Source organism: Janthinobacterium sp. 67, from assembly GCF_002797895.1.
Lineage (GTDB): Bacteria > Pseudomonadota > Gammaproteobacteria > Burkholderiales > Burkholderiaceae_D > Janthinobacterium.
The window spans coordinates 4,548,986-4,563,514 of record NZ_PGES01000001.1; the positions used below are offsets into that span (position 1 = coordinate 4,548,986).

The 14,529-nt window shown below is 64.4% G+C and carries 11 protein-coding genes and 1 riboswitch; of the genes, 4 read left to right on the forward strand and 7 right to left on the reverse strand.

The features are described 5' to 3' along the window. Positions 1-73: 73 nt before the first annotated feature. Positions 74-649 (reverse strand): TMEM165/GDT1 family protein, encoded by a 576-nt coding sequence (locus CLU90_RS20360; protein ID WP_058050181.1) that lies wholly within the window; start codon positions 647-649, stop codon positions 74-76. Between the two features lie 21 nt (positions 650-670). Beyond that, positions 671-840, reverse strand: a riboswitch (yybP-ykoY riboswitch). 146 nt (positions 841-986) lie between these two features. Between CLU90_RS20360 and CLU90_RS20365 the strand changes: the two genes are divergently transcribed. From CLU90_RS20365 to CLU90_RS20375, 3 genes are all read left to right on the forward strand, one after another. Beyond that, complete coding sequence (locus CLU90_RS20365; RefSeq protein ID WP_100428807.1) at positions 987-3,380, forward strand: M1 family aminopeptidase; 2,394 nt, start codon at positions 987-989, stop codon at positions 3,378-3,380. A 118-nt stretch (positions 3,381-3,498) separates the two neighbouring features. Next, positions 3,499-5,358 (forward strand): M1 family metallopeptidase, encoded by a 1,860-nt coding sequence (locus CLU90_RS20370; protein WP_100428808.1) that lies wholly within the window; start codon positions 3,499-3,501, stop codon positions 5,356-5,358. A 22-nt stretch (positions 5,359-5,380) separates the two neighbouring features. Then, a complete protein-coding gene (locus tag CLU90_RS20375) occupies positions 5,381-7,018 on the forward strand; it encodes a serine hydrolase (protein ID WP_100429525.1) in 1,638 nt (545 codons plus the stop codon). A gap of 47 nt (positions 7,019-7,065) precedes the next feature. Here CLU90_RS20375 and CLU90_RS20380 read toward each other — a convergent pair whose 3' ends face one another. Both CLU90_RS20380 and CLU90_RS20385 read right to left on the reverse strand, forming a co-directional pair. Further along, positions 7,066-7,893, reverse strand: a complete 828-nt coding sequence (locus tag CLU90_RS20380) for a class I SAM-dependent methyltransferase (RefSeq protein ID WP_198511243.1) — start codon at positions 7,891-7,893, stop codon at positions 7,066-7,068. Between the two features lie 88 nt (positions 7,894-7,981). Beyond that, positions 7,982-8,638 carry a pyridoxamine 5'-phosphate oxidase family protein gene (locus CLU90_RS20385; protein WP_100428809.1) on the reverse strand — a complete coding sequence of 219 codons (657 nt, stop codon included), beginning with the start codon at positions 8,636-8,638 and terminating at the stop codon, positions 7,982-7,984. A gap of 109 nt (positions 8,639-8,747) precedes the next feature. On the opposite strand from CLU90_RS20385, the gene pdxR reads away from it, so the two are divergent. After that, complete coding sequence (gene pdxR, locus CLU90_RS20390) at positions 8,748-10,220, forward strand: MocR-like pyridoxine biosynthesis transcription factor PdxR (protein ID WP_100428810.1); 1,473 nt, start codon at positions 8,748-8,750, stop codon at positions 10,218-10,220. Between the two features lie 10 nt (positions 10,221-10,230). Here the strand turns inward: pdxR and CLU90_RS20395 are convergent, their stop codons facing one another. The 4 genes from CLU90_RS20395 to CLU90_RS20410 all read right to left on the reverse strand — a co-directional run bounded on the left by CLU90_RS20395 (position 10,231) and on the right by CLU90_RS20410 (position 14,516). Beyond that, a complete protein-coding gene (locus CLU90_RS20395; protein WP_100428811.1) occupies positions 10,231-11,010 on the reverse strand; it encodes a spermidine synthase in 780 nt (259 codons plus the stop codon). Between the two features lie 60 nt (positions 11,011-11,070). Then, entirely contained in the window at positions 11,071-11,595 is a 525-nt protein-coding gene (locus CLU90_RS20400) for an FxDxF family PEP-CTERM protein (RefSeq protein ID WP_092719243.1), read from the reverse strand. A 237-nt stretch (positions 11,596-11,832) separates the two neighbouring features. Beyond that, positions 11,833-13,149: a sensor histidine kinase gene (locus CLU90_RS20405; RefSeq protein WP_232731277.1), complete on the reverse strand. Its 1,317-nt coding sequence runs from the start codon at positions 13,147-13,149 to the stop codon at positions 11,833-11,835. A 14-nt stretch (positions 13,150-13,163) separates the two neighbouring features. Further along, a complete protein-coding gene (locus CLU90_RS20410) occupies positions 13,164-14,516 on the reverse strand; it encodes a sigma-54-dependent transcriptional regulator (protein WP_100428812.1) in 1,353 nt (450 codons plus the stop codon). Positions 14,517-14,529: the final 13 nt, after the last annotated feature.

Consider the following 14,529-nt stretch of genomic DNA (forward strand, 5'->3'; position numbering starts at 1 on the left):
CGCCGGTATTCATGTCGACGACATTGTAATTATGAACATGAATATTGTAAATGAGAAATTATCCATGGCTGTGTCAAAATCCCAGTGCCGCGCCCGCACCGAGCAGGGTGGCCACGCCCAGCACGGCAAAGACCAGCGCCGCGATGCCGTGCACGAGGCGCAGCGACACGCGGTTGGCGATCCTGTCGCCCAGGTAGACGGCCGGCACGTTGGCCAGCATCATGCCGAACGTGGTGCCCAGCACGACCGAAACAATATCGTGGTAGCGCGCCGCCAGCGCCACGGTCGCCACCTGCGTCTTGTCGCCCATTTCCGCCATGAAGAAGGCGATCAGGGTGGTCAGGAAGACGCCGTATTTGGCCAGCTTCGTCTCGTCTTCATCGAGCTTGTCGGGGATCAGGGTCCAGGCGGCCATGGCGAGGAACGACACGCCCAGCACCCAGCGCAGCACGTCGGGTCCCAGCATGCTGGTGATCCAGGCGCCGACGGCGGCGGCAAACGCGTGATTGGCGATGGTGGCGACGAAAATGGCCAGCACGATGGGTAGCGGTTTGCGGAATTTGGCAGCCAGCAGAAAGGCCAGGAGTTGGGTTTTGTCGCCGATTTCAGCGAGACCGACGATGCCGGTGGAGATGAGGAATGCTTCCATGGGATTGCGAGAGGTACGTGGGCCGGACGAATTAACCAATGATCCACGGGCGACTCCGGCCCATGCGGCCGCCCTGGATCAATGGTCTCGTCAAGTCTTGCAACCACCTGCACCATGGCCTGCGGGCCAATCATGTTGATACAGGTTCCCGCGGCAGGACCGCAGGACGACTACTCCCCAATGTTCGAGGCGCATCATACGCCAATGCCCGCGCCGGCGCCAGTGCCGCCGGCGCGCGGCGCGGCCATGCGTGTGGGACTTCGACAACAATGACCGGTTTGCAAACAGACTCGACTTAGAATGCAGTTCTGTCCACGACTCCCAGATGGAATGCGCCATGCCGGTCCTTGTCCGCTTGCTTGCCTTGTGTTTGACCTTGTTTTCCCCCTTGTCCGCCCTGTGCGCCGCCGCGCCCTTCGACGACAAGTTCCGCCAGCTGGAAGAACTGCTGCCCACGCCGAACAGCTACCGCACGGCGTCCGGCGCGCCGGGCCACGCCTACTGGCAGCAGCGCGCCGACTACGTGATCCGCGCCACGCTCGATGAGGAACGGCGCGCCATCACGGCCAGCGAACAGATCACCTATCACAACCGCTCGCCCGACAGCCTCGCGTATCTGTGGCTGCAGCTGGACCAGAACGGCTTGCGCCAGGATGCCGACCAGCGCCGCGTACTGAGCGCGCCCTCGCGCCAGGCCTGGCTGAGTAACAGCGAGGACGAAGCGCTGAAATTCGAGGACTTGCGCGCCATCCATGCGGGCCGCGAATTCGACGGCGGCTTCAAGCTCACCGCCGTGAAAGCGGCCAGCGGCAAGCCGCTGCCGCATGTGGTCAACCAGACCATGTTGCGCATCGACCTGCCGGTGGCGCTGGCGCCCGGCCAGAGCATCACGTTCAGCATCGACTGGTCGTATCGGATCAATGACCAGAAGGTGCTCGTCGAGCGCTCCGGCTATGAGTATTTTGAGGACGACAAGAACACGATCTTCCAGATCGCGCAGTGGTTCCCGCGCATGGCCGCGTATTACGACGCCGTCGGCTGGCAGCACAAGCAATTCCTCGGTTCCGGCGAGTTCACCCTGGAGTTTGGCGACTACGAACTGTATCTGACGGTGCCGTCCGATCACGTGGTGGCCGCCACCGGGGAACTGCAAAATCCCGCCGCCGTGCTGAGCGCGGCGCAGCGCGAGCGCCTGGCGCGGGCAAAAAACAGCAATACGCCGCTGCTGGTGATTACGCCGCAGGAAGCGCTGGCGGCGGAAAAGGGCAAGCCGGCCGGCACGAAAACCTGGCACTTCAAGGCCGCCAATGTGCGCGACGTGGCGTGGGCGTCGAGCCGCAAGTTCATCTGGGATGCGCAGGGCCTCGACAGCGGCGGCAAGCGCGTGATGGCCATGTCGTATTACCCGAACGAGGGCAACCCGCTGTGGCAGCAGTACAGCACGCGCGCCGTCGTGCACGCGATCGAGCAGTACAACAAATACAGTTTCGACTATCCCTATCCGAACGCGATTTCCGTCAACGGCGCCGTGGGCGGCATGGAGTATCCGATGATTGCGTTCAATGGCGGGCGCCCCGTGAAGGACAAGAAGACGGGCGAGCGCACGTACTCGAAGACGACGAAATACGACCTGATCGGCGTGATCATCCACGAAGTGGGGCATAACTATTTTCCCATGGTCGTCAACTCGGACGAGCGCCAGTGGACGTGGATGGACGAGGGCTTGAATTCCTTCCTGCAGTACCTGGCCGAGCAGGCGTGGGAAGAGCATTTCCCGTCCTGGAATGGCGAGCCGCGCAAGATCGTCGACTACATGCGCAGCCAGAACCAGGTACCCATCATGACCAATTCCGAGTCCTTGCTGCAGTTCACGGCGAACGCCTACGACAAGCCGGCCACGGCCCTCAACATCCTGCGCGAGACCATCCTCGGGCGCGAACTGTTCGACTTCGCCTTCAAGCAGTACGCCGTGCGCTGGAAGTTCAAGCGCCCGACGCCGGCCGACTTTTTCCGCACCATGGAAGACGCTTCCGGCACGGACCTGGACTGGTTCTGGCGCGGCTGGTTCTATACCACCGATGCGGTCGACATCAGCATCGACGGCATCAGCGAATATGGCGTGAGCACGAAGAATCCCGAAGTCGAGAAAGCGTGGAAGAAGGCGCAGAAGGCGGCGCAGCCGATATCGATCTCGGACCAGCGCAACAAGGCGCTGCCGAAGAAGGTTGACATCGATCCCGCGCTGAAGGATTTCTACAACCAGCATGATGAATTCACGGTCACCAACAAGGACCGCAACAGCTATTCGGAAGAGCAGGAAGCGCTGGAACCGTGGGAGAGGAAGCTGCTGGAACAGCGCAACATGGGCAAGCATCTGTACCTGGTCGATTTTTCGAATCTCGGCGGCCTGGTGATGCCTTTGATCCTGGAAATCGAACTGAAAAGCGGCAAGAAGATCATCGAGCGCGTGCCGGCCGAAGTGTGGCGCTATGCGCCGCACAAGATCAGCAAGGTGATCGTCACGGACGAACCGATGGTGGGCCTGGTGCAAGACCCGTACTGGGAGACGGCCGACATCGACACCAGCAACAATAGCTGGCCGAGAAAAATCACGCCATCGCGCCTCGAGCTGTTCAAGCTCGATCGCGACAAGAACAACCTGATGAAGGATTTTAATACGCCGCTCAAGGCGCCCGAGGCAAAGCCGGAAGCCAAGGCCGAGACGAAATAGGGAAACAGCGCCGGCCGGTCCGGCGCTTTTTTCTGCCGGCCTGCGCCGGAAGTGCTATTCTGCGCGACGCCCCGGCGTACACGGACCGGGGCTTTCGCAAATCATTCAAAAGACGACCATGCAAACTTTGACCTTCCTGCGCGCGCTGGGCTGTGCGCTACTTTGCCAGCTAACCCTGGCCGCGCACGCCGACCCCCTCAGCTATGCGCGCTACGACCAGGTGCGCACGCGCGACCTGCAGCTGGACCTGAAAGCGGACTTCAAGCAAAAGACCCTGTCGGGCTATGCCGAGCTGTCCTTGAACTGGATCGATCCGGCGGCGCGCACCCTGGTGCTCGACACGCGCGATTTGTCGATCGCGAAGGTGCAGGTACAGGACAAGCGCGGCGCCTGGCAGATGGCGCCGTACCAGCTGGACAAGGCCGATCCGGAAAAGGGCCAGGCGCTGCGCATCACCACCACGGGCCAGCCGGGCAAGGTGCGCGTCTACTATCACACGGCGCCGAACGCCATCGCGCTGCAGTGGCTCACGCCGCAGCAGACCATGTCGGGCAAGCTGCCTTTCATGTTCAGCCAGTCGCAAAGCATCAACGCCCGCTCGTGGGTGCCGTCGCAGGATACGCCGGCCGTGCGTTTTACGTATAGCGCGCGCATCGATGCGCCGGCGGGCATGCGCGTCGTCATGAGCGCCGAGAACGACGAAAAGGCGACGGGCAAGGGCGGCTGGAAATTCAGGATGCCGCAGCCGATTCCATCGTATTTGCTGGCCATTGCCATCGGCGAACTGGAAGTGCGCAAGCTCGGTCCCCGCTCCGCCGTGTATGCGGAACCGCCACGCATCAAGGCCGCCGAATACGAGCTGGCCGACACGGAAAAGATGATACAGGCCGCCGAAGCGCTGTACGGCCCGTATGGCTGGGGACGCTACGACATGATCGTGCTGCCGCCATCGTTCCCTTACGGCGGCATGGAAAACCCGCGCCTGACCTTCCTCACGCCGACCATGATCGCGGGCGACCGCAGCCTGGTCGACCTGATCGCGCATGAACTGGCCCACTCGTGGTCGGGCAACCTGGTCACCAACGCCTCGTGGAAGCACATGTGGCTCAACGAGGGCTTCACCACCTACGTCACCACGCGCATCGTCGAGCAGCTGTATGGCAGTGACGTGGCGCAGATGGGCGTGCAGGTCGACCAGGAAGAACTGGCCGCCTCGATCCGCGAACTGCCTGCCGCGAAAACGGCGCTGATCACGCGCGATGCGGACGCCAACCCGGCCGAAACGTACACGGACGACGGCATCATCTACCCGAAAGGCGCCTGGTTCCTGGCCACCATGGAGCGCCGTGCCGGCCGCGCCGTATTCGATCCTTTCCTGCGCGGCTGGTTCGACCAGCACGCGTTCCAGAGCGTGACGACGGAGCAGTTCGTCGCCTATCTGCGCAAGAACCTGCTGGCGCAGCATCCGGACGTGATGCCCGAAGCGGAGCTCGATGAGTGGCTGTATGGCACCGGCGTGCCGGCCAGCGCGCAGCGCGTCGTCTCGCCGCGCCTGGCGCTGCTCGACCAGCACCGCGACGCCTGGTTGAAAGGCACATTGCCGACGAAAGACCTGGGCATGGACAAGTGGATCGCCATCGAATCGATGCACTTCCTGAACGACATCAACAACAAGGCCAGCGCGGCGCAATTGCGTGAGCTGGACCAGGCCTACGGCGTGGGCAAGAGCGGCAACAATGAAGTGGCGTACCGCTTCTACCTGGCCTCCGTGAACGCCGGTTACGACGTGCAGCAGCCCTTGCAGACGTTCCTCATGAGCGTGGGCCGCCAGAAGTTCGTCGTGCCCCTCTACAGCGCCTTGATGAAGACGCCGCAGGGCCATGCCTGGGCCAAGGACGTGTATGCGCAGGCGCGCGAACGCTACCACCCGGTGACGCAGGAAAGCGTCGACAAATTGATGGCCGCGCAAGCGCATTGAACCTTCTTTGGACATCCTGACCATGCATACCATGAACCGTCTTTCCACCGCCATCGTGCTGGCGTTTTCCGGCATCGCCGTGCCGGCGCTGGCTGTTGACGCGGCCCCCGTCGTTGCCGCCGCTTTGGCCCCCGCGCCGGCCTTCGATCTCGAGCGCGACGTCGCCACCGCCCTGAAAGTGTTCGACGTGCCCGGCATGGCGATCGCCATCGTCAAGGATGGCAAGGTCATCACCGCCAGGGGTTTCGGCGTGCGCAAGCTGGGCGAACCGGCCGCCGTCGATGCGAAGACCGTCTTCGAGGTGGCATCGAACTCGAAAGGCTTCACGGCCGCCGCGCTGGCCATGCTGGTCGACGAGGGCAAGCTGGCCTGGGACGATCCCGTCACCAAGCACCTGCCCGGCTTCCAGATGCACGATTCCTACGTGACGGGCGCCATGACCATCCGCGATTTGCTGACGCACCGCAGTGGCCTGGGCCTGGGCGCGGGCGACTTGCTGTGGTGGCCGACGACGACCTTCAGCACCGACGAGATCATCGAGAAGCTGCGCTACATCCGTCCGGCCACGAGTTTTCGCAACAGCTATGCCTACGATAACCTGCTGTACATCGTGGCCGGCAAGATCATCGCCGACAAGGCGGGAAAAAGCTGGGGCGAGGCCATGCATGAGCGCATCCTGGCGCCGCTGGGCATGACGGGCACCACCACCAGCCTGGCGGAGAACGCGGGCAATCCCGACGTCGCCAATGCGCACAGCAAGATCGACGGCAAGATCGCCGCCGTCAAGTCGATGCCCGTGCCGAACGCCGTGGGCGCCGTCGGCATCAACACGAACGCGGAAGATATCGCCAAGTGGATGATGGTGCTGCTCGACGGCGGCAAGATCGCCGGCGTGAAGGACAAGGATGGCAAGGACGCGCGCCTGTTCAGCGAAAAGCAGGGCCGCGAAATGTGGGCGGCGCAAACGCCGATCAGGATCCCCGAGCCGAAACCGGCATTGGCCGCGACCAAACCGAACTTCAGCGCGTATGGCCTGGGTTTCCAGCTGCGCGACTACAAGGGCATGAAGGTGGCCATGCACGGCGGCGCGCTGCAGGGCTTTTATTCGCGCGTGGTGATGGTGCCGGAAGCGAAGCTGGGCGTGGCCATCCTCACCAATGCGGAAAATGGCGGTTCGATGACGGCACTGCAATGGCGCATCCTCGACCATTACCTGCAGGCGGCGCCGTCGGACTGGCTGGCGCTGGTGGCCAAGGTGGAGCAGGACCAGCATGCCGAGGAAGTGAAAAAGCAGGGCAAGGCGTCGAGCGCGCGCGCGGCCAGATCGCAGCCGTCGCTGCCGCTGGCGGCGTACGACGGCGAGTACGAGGATGCCTGGTACGGCAAGGTCATCATCAAGCCGGAAGGGAAAAAACATATCCTCAGCTTCACGCGCACACCGGACCTGACGGGCGAGCTGGAACACTGGCAGCACGACACCTTCATCGTGCGCTGGAAAGAGCGCAACTTCAACGCCGACGCCTACGTGACGTTCTCGCTCAATCCCGATGGCAGCATCGATCGGGTAAAGATGGCGCCCGTGTCGGCCGAGACGGATTTCAGCTACGACTTTCAGGACCTGAACCTGGTGCCGCTGAAACCGAAGGAAGCGAAGAAATAAGATGATAGGTCGGGTTAGCGCGCAGCGCGTAACCCGAGACGCTCACTTTATGGTTTGACGAACTTGAGTGTCATGCGGTCGCTCTCGCCGATGGCCGTGTACTTGGCCCGCTCCACATCCTTGTTGGCGTAGGTGGGCGGCAGCGCCCAGACGCCGCCCTGGTGGTCGGCCGTGTCTTTCGGATTGGCGTTGATCTCCGACTTGGCCGCCAGTTTGAAACCCGCGCCTTCGGCCAGCTTGATCACATACGCTTCGTGCATGTAGCCGCTGCTGGCCGTGGCGTCCTGCGCCTTGCTCGCCGGCAGGCGGTGCTCGACGACGCCGAATACGCCGCCCGGCTTCAGGCTGTCATAGACTTCCTTGAACAGGGTTTGCATGCCCGCTTCGCCGATCGGTATCCAGTTGTGGATATTGCGGAAGGTGAGCACCATGTCGGCCGTGCCCTTGGGCGCGATGCGGTAGGTGGTGGGTGGCGCGAAGGCGCCGATGTCCACCTTGCCGAAGGCGGCTGGATTGGCGTCGAGCTTTTGCTGGAAGCGCGCCGCGCCACGGCGCGCGCCTTCGCTGCTTGACTGCGGGTCGTTGCCGGCCGCGATCAGCTTGCCGTTGTCGCGCAGGTAGGGCGCCAGGATCTCCGTGTACCAGCCGCCGCCGGGCGCCAGTTCCACCACCGTCATGTTCGGCTTGATGCCGAAGAACGTCAGCGTTTCATACGGGTGGCGGGCGCCGTCGCGCAGCGCGTTGGCCGGCGTGCGCGCGCTGCCGGCGATGGCCGCTTTCAGGGCCGCGTCGCCCGTGTCGGCGGCCAGTGCCGCGCCGCTGCCGCCACAGGCCAGCATGACCGTCAGGGCCGCAGCCAGGGATACTCGCTTCATCATCATTTGCTCCATGCGTGATTGGATCGGTTGGTGAATTGGTGGCGATCGCCATCAACGCCGATCATCGGTCAAGCACGCTGGCCGGTCAAGCGGATTCCGTCCCCCATGCGGCGGCATACGCGGGCATGTCGCAGGTGTTGAGCGCATCGGCGACGGCCGCGCCACGGCCGTGCGTGAACGGCAATTCGCCCGTCCAGACGGCATGCGCCATGTCGCCCGCATCGTCGAGCGGGCCGCCCTTGCGCTGCTTGACGGCGTATTCGTCGAGCGCGATGCGCAGCACGGTGGTGGCCGCGTATTCCTTGGCGCTGCCGCCGCGCACGTGCGCCAGGCGTCCCGGCATCAGCTTTTCCATCAGCGCGTCCATGGCCGCGTGCTGCTGGTCGATGTCGCTCACTTTTTCAAACCGCCCGTACACCATCGCCGAACGGTAGTTCATCGTGTGGTTGAAGGCGGAGCGCGCCAGTACCAGGCCGTCGAGATGGGTGACCGTCACGCACACGTCGCTGTCTTGCAAGAGTTTGAGCATGCGGCTGCCGTTCGAGCCGTGGATATACAAGTGGCCATCGATGCGCCAGCAGGCGGTCGGGATGCAATGGCTGCCCTTGTCGTCGTGGAAGGCGATATGGCACAGGTAGGCGGCATCGAGGATGGCGTGCAAGGTGGTTTGCTCGTAGCTGGCCAGTTCGGCGACGCGGCGCACGCGGGTACGGGGGCTGGGTGGCAGGGCGGTAGCGGTCATGGCGGAAGTCCCGTTGGTTGAAGAGGAAGGCCGCACTATAATCGGCATCTGGCCCTGAAAAAAGATCCAGAAGTGAGAAATAATGTAGAGCCACAGTTGAGGGAGGCACATGGATTTTGCTTTGCTGCTGAACGCATTCGAGCGCACGCACCGCGAGCGGGGCTGGCCGCGCCAGCGCCTGCTGCATGAATGCCTGCGCGCGGCGATCCGCGGCGGCCAGCTGGCGCCCGGCACGCGCCTGGCCGCCACGCGCGTGCTGGCGGCCGAACTGGGACTGGCGCGCAATACCGTGCTGTACGCCTACGAGCAATTGGCCAGCGAAGGGTTTGTCTTGCCGGACCGGCGCGGCACCGTCGTCGCCGGCAGCGTGGGCGTGCCGACCGCCCCGCCAGTGAGCGCAGCCCAGGATGGCTTGTCGCGCCGCGCCCGGCGTTTGCGCGGCGTGGCGGGACAGGATGCCAGCGCGGCGGTGGTGTTTCCCGCCGACGCCATGGGCGCGTTCGCGCCAGGCGTGCCGGCGCTCGACGAATTCCCGCTGGCGCAGTGGCGGCGCATGCTGGACCGCGCGTGGCGCGCGTTGACGCCGCGCCAGCTCAATTACGGCGACCCTGCCGGCGAGCCGCAGCTGCGCATGGCCATCGCCGAGCATTTGCGCGCCGCGCGCGGCGTCGTCTGCGATGCGGGCCAGGTGTTCATCACGGACGGCACGCAGAGCAGCCTCGATGTGTGCCTGCGCGCCTTTGCCGACCAGGGAGATACCTTGTGGATCGAGCATCCCGGCTATGGCGGCGCGCTGGCGGCGGGCCGTGGCGCCGGCTTGCAGGTGACGGGTATCGCCGTCGACATGGATGGCATCGCGCCGACGGACGACGACTGGCGCGTGACGCCGCCGCGCCTGATCTACACGACGCCGTCGCACCAGTATCCGACGGGCAGCGTGCTCAGTCCCGCGCGCCGCATGGCGCTGCTCGAACGCGCGCGTGCGGCTGGCGCCCTGATCATCGAAGACGATTACGACAGCGAATTTCGCCATGGCGGCCCGCCGCTGGCGGCCATGCAGGGACTGGTGGCCGACGCGCCCATCGTATATCTGGGCACCTTCAGCAAGACCATGTTTCCCGCCTTGCGCCTGGCTTTTATCGTCGTGCCGGCCGCGCTGGCAGGGGCCTTCGCGCAGATGCAGGCGCAGGGCGCCGCGCGCGGACGCGTGGCCGAACAGCTGGCGCTGGCCGAGTTCCTGCGCAGCGGCCTGTTTGCGCGCCACGTGCGCCGCATGCGCCGCCTGTACCGCCAGCGGCGCGACGCCTTGAGCGAGGCACTGCAGCGCCATGCGTGTGCGGGCGCGGCCATCCATGGCGGCACGGCCGGCATGCACCTGGCGCTGCGCTTTCACGATACGGCATGGGATGACCTGGCGCTGAGCCGCCGTGCCGCGCAGGACGGCATCGTGGCGCTGGCGCTGTCCGCGCATGGCACGGGAGAAGGGCCGGGTTGGAACGGTTTCCTGCTCGGTTATGCGCAGGTGCCGGCCGAGAACATGGATGGCCTGGCGCGCCGCCTGGGTGGGCTGCTGCCAGCGTGAGATTCCGACTTTACTGCTGATCCAGCATCCACTGCTTCAAGCCGTTGACCCAGTTCTTGGCAGGCAGGTTGAATTGCTTCTTGATGGTGGCGGCGCGCTCGTACAGCTCGCTGAAGTCGAGCGAGGGCGATTTTTTGAACGCCAGCACGACGATGTTTTCATCTTCCACTTCCGGCACCCACACGACGGCATCGAAGACCAGTTCCATCGCCTGCAAATTCTTGTCGTAGTTGGGGAAGTCGCCGAAGACATTCGTGCACATGATGCCGTCGTCCGTCAGACAGTCGAAGCAGGCCTGGTAGAACTCGGGCGTGTCGAGCACGGGTCCGCGCGCGTCTTCGTCGTACAGGTCCACTTGCAGCGCGTCAACGGTGCCATGGTTGGCCGGGTCGAGCACGAAGTCGAGCGCATTCATTTCGCGTACGTCGAGGCGTGCGTCGTTCGGCGGCAGCGCGAACTGGGCGCCGCAGATGGCGATCACGTTCGGATTGAGTTCGATGGCCGTGACCGTGGCGTCGGGGAAGCGGCGGTAGCTGAACTTGGTCAGCGCGGCGCTGCCCAGGCCCAGCTGCACGATGCGTTTGGGCTGCGTCTTGAACAGCATCCACATCATCATCATCTGCACGTATTCGAGCTCGATGGCGTCGGGTTTGTCCAGACGCATGGCGCCCTGCACCCACTTGGTCCCCAGGTGCAGGTAGCGGATGCCGCGGTGTTCGGTGGTGGTGGCGGGCGGGTGGCCCGGGTGGCTGAAAGCGGTATGGCTGGTGGAGGTAAAGTCGGTCGTCATGGCGTCAGTTTAGCAGCCGCCAAAGAAAAAGACGCCGTGGCGTCTTTGGGGGGGGAGCGCTCAAGATTGTTTGCGGCGCCGCGCCAGGAAGCCGAGTATGCCCAGGCCGGCCAGCAGCATGCCATAGGTTTCCGGTTCAGGAACGGGAGCCAGGTTCAGGTTGAAGACGCCGCCATAGCTGCCGCCCTTGGTGTTGCCGATGACGGTGAGGACCAGCGGGCCATTGAACAGGAGGTTCGTAGGCGCCAGGACTTCGCCCTGGGCATAGCCAAAGACGGTGGGGCCGCCAAAGCCGGTCAGTCCTATGCCGTTCAGGTCGGCACTGGTGAAGTGGATGGAGGAGCTGTCCGTGCCCGTGACGGACAGGTTGGCCAGGAAGGCTTGCGCGGTGGAACCGAAGGTCGCGTTGGGTGTGAACGTGAAGGTATCGGTGAAGTCGCCGAGCGGACTGGGCACCGCGCTGAAGCCGCTGGTCCACAGATTGCCCGTGGTATTGACGAGGTTGACCGTGTAGGCGGTGGCGCTGGCGCTGCCGATGGAAGCAGCGCTCAGGACCGCCGCTGCGATGAGTGATTTTAGTTTCATGTTGATCCCCGCGAAAAGACGATTGATGTTTCAAAAAAACCGTACCGCGCTGATAAATTATCGCTGAGACATCACGTTGTCAATTAGTTATTTCAATAGCATTATACAAACTCAAATAGCTTATTTCTAATACACGGGCATGGGATGCTTGAGATTGCCGTATTGGCAATTCAATTATCAATATTTTACTCAAAAATCGTTCGAGATTTTGTGGTCTAAAAATCGTTATACGAGGAACTAATTTCTGTCCAGCAAAGGCAGAATCAAGGTCACCGCCAGGCCGCCGCCCTCGCGGTTGGCCAGGGTGATGCGCCCGCCATGGGCTTCGGCGATTTCGCGCGCCAGGGCCAGGCCCAGCCCCGTGCCGCTGCGTTTGGTGGAGTAAAACGGCACCAGTGCGTTTTCCAGCACGGCGCTGCTCATGCCCGGACCGCGGTCGCGCACTTCGATGCGCAGCTGGCCATGCGCCTGGCTGACGTGCAGGCCGATATGCTCTTCCCTCGAGCCTGATTCCAGCGCATTCTTGAGCAGGTTCAGCAGTGCTTGCTGCATTTGCGCCGCATCGAACAAGGCCGCCTGCGCGGGTGGCGGGCCGTCGAGCGTGAAGGCCGCCTGCGAGGCGAGGCTGTCGAGGAAGGGGGGCCATTCGCATGGCGCCAGGCGCGGCGCGGGCAGCTTGGCAAAGCGCGCATAGCCGAGGATGAAGCTTTCCAGGTGGCGCGTGCGCTCCTCGATGGTGGCGAGGATTTGCGGCAGGCGTTCCGTCTGGCCGCGGCGCACCAGCTCGGCGCCGGAGTGTGCCAGCGAGGCCAGTGGCGCCAGCGAGTTGTTGAGTTCATGGCTGATGACGCGGATGACTTTTTTCCAGGTCTGCACTTCCTGGCGCCGCAGTTCCAGGGTCAGCTGGCGCAACAGCAGCAGTTCGTGCTTGCGTCCGTTCAGGCTGAAGCTGCGCCGCGCCAGGTGATAGACCTCTTCCTGTTCCCCTTCGCCGCTGGTAAACAGGCCGTCGTTGCGGCGCGCCAGCGCTTCGGCCAGTGCCGGCGCCGCCTCGCGCACGATGTCGGCCAGGTGGCGTCCTTCGAGTCGGCGGCCGTGATGCAGCAGCTGGCGCGCGGCCAGGTTGGCATAGACGATGGCGCTGCCCTCGGCCACCAGCAGCATGGCCACCGGCGTGTTCTGCACCATGGTGTCGAGCAGCAGTTCGCGCTGCACCAGGTCCAGGCGCTGCTTGCGCAGCACGTCGCCCAGCGCATTGTGGGCCGCCACCAGGTCGGCCAGTTCATCGTTCTGCGGCCAGCGCAAGCTGAAGCCGAAGTCGCCGTCCTGGTAGCTGGCGACCGTGCCGCTCAAGGCGCGAAACAGCGACAGCATCGATTGCAGTTGCGCGCGGATGGTAATGACGGCCACCGGCAGCACGCACAGCAGGGTGCCCGCCAGTACCAGCAGCGGCTGGCCTGGCAAAAAATGCGCGAGCAGCAGGGCGATGACGATGCCCAGCACGAGCAAGGTGACGATCAGCGCCGTCCAGCGCGTGAGCAGGGAGAGGCGCATGGGACGCAATGCCATCAGCCGCGCGCGATGCCCAGGCGCTCCATGCGCCGGTACAGCGCCTGGCGCGACAGCCCCAGTTCCTGCGCCGCCTGCGCCACCACGCCGTGTGCGCGCGCAAGAGCGGCCGTGACGCTGTCGCGGTCCGGTTCCGTCGCGGCGCCATCTTGCGGTGCGCGCGGCGACGCTACGCCGGCCAGCGGCAAGCCCGTTTCCTGCGCGCCGATCACGGGACCGGGCGTCAGCAGGCTGGCGCGCTGCATGACGTTTTTCAGTTCGCGCACATTGCCCGGCCAGCCGTGCGCCAGCAAGGTCGCCTGCGCCTGCGCGTCCAGCGTCTTTTCGCCGCCCAGGAAATACCGCGCCAGTACCAGGATGTCCAGCAGGCGCTGGGCCAGCGGCGGCAATCGCAGTTCGATCACGTTCAGGCGGTAGAACAGGTCTTCGCGAAACGTGCCGGCCTTGATCATCGCCGGCAGGTCGGCGTTGCTGGCGCTGATGACGCGCACTTTCACTTGCCGCTCGCGGTTCGAGCCGAGGCGCTCGAAGCGTCCCGTTTCCAGCACGCGCAGCAGTTTCATTTGTCCGGCCAGCGGCAGGTTGCCGATCTCGTCGAGGAACAGGGTGCCGCCGTCGGCTGCGTCGAACTTGCCGTCGCGCGCGCGCGTGATGCCCGTATAGGCGCCCGCTTCCGCGCCGAACAGTTCCGCCTCGATCAGCTCCACAGGAACGGCGCCGCAATTGAGCACGACGAAAGGACCGCCGGCGACCTGGGAATTGGCTTGCACGATGGCGGCGATGCGTTCCTTGCCGCTGCCGTTCGGCCCCGAGATGAGCACGGGCACGTCGGCGCGCGCCACCTGGCACGCCAGGTGCACGACTCGTTCCGTGGCCGGGTCTTGCCATACCATGCCGCGCAGGTCGAAGTCGTGTTCCAGGGCGTGGCGCTGGCGCTGCTCGGCCACCACGCGCTGGCGCAGCGCGCGGTTGGCCTGTCCCAGCTCCAGCAGGTTCTGCACGCTGGCGATCAGGCGCCGGTCATCCCATGGCTTGGCCAGGTAGTCGGCCGCGCCGGACTTGATCAGGTCGACGGCCGCGTCGAGCTGGGTCCATGCCGTCAGCAGGATCACGGGCAGGTCCGGGTAGCGCGCACGGATCGCATGAAATAGTGCGCCGCCTTCCTCGCCCGACGTGGTGTCGGCCGTGAAGTTCATGTCCTGCACCACCAGGTCGATGGCGTGGCGTTCGAGCAGCTGCAAGCCCTCCTCGGGCGAGGCGGCGCGCACGGCGTCGATCTCGTGCAGCGAGAACAGCACGTCGAGCGCGATGGCCACGGCGGCATTGTCGTCAATAATCAGTACGGTAGGCATGCGCGCAGCATAT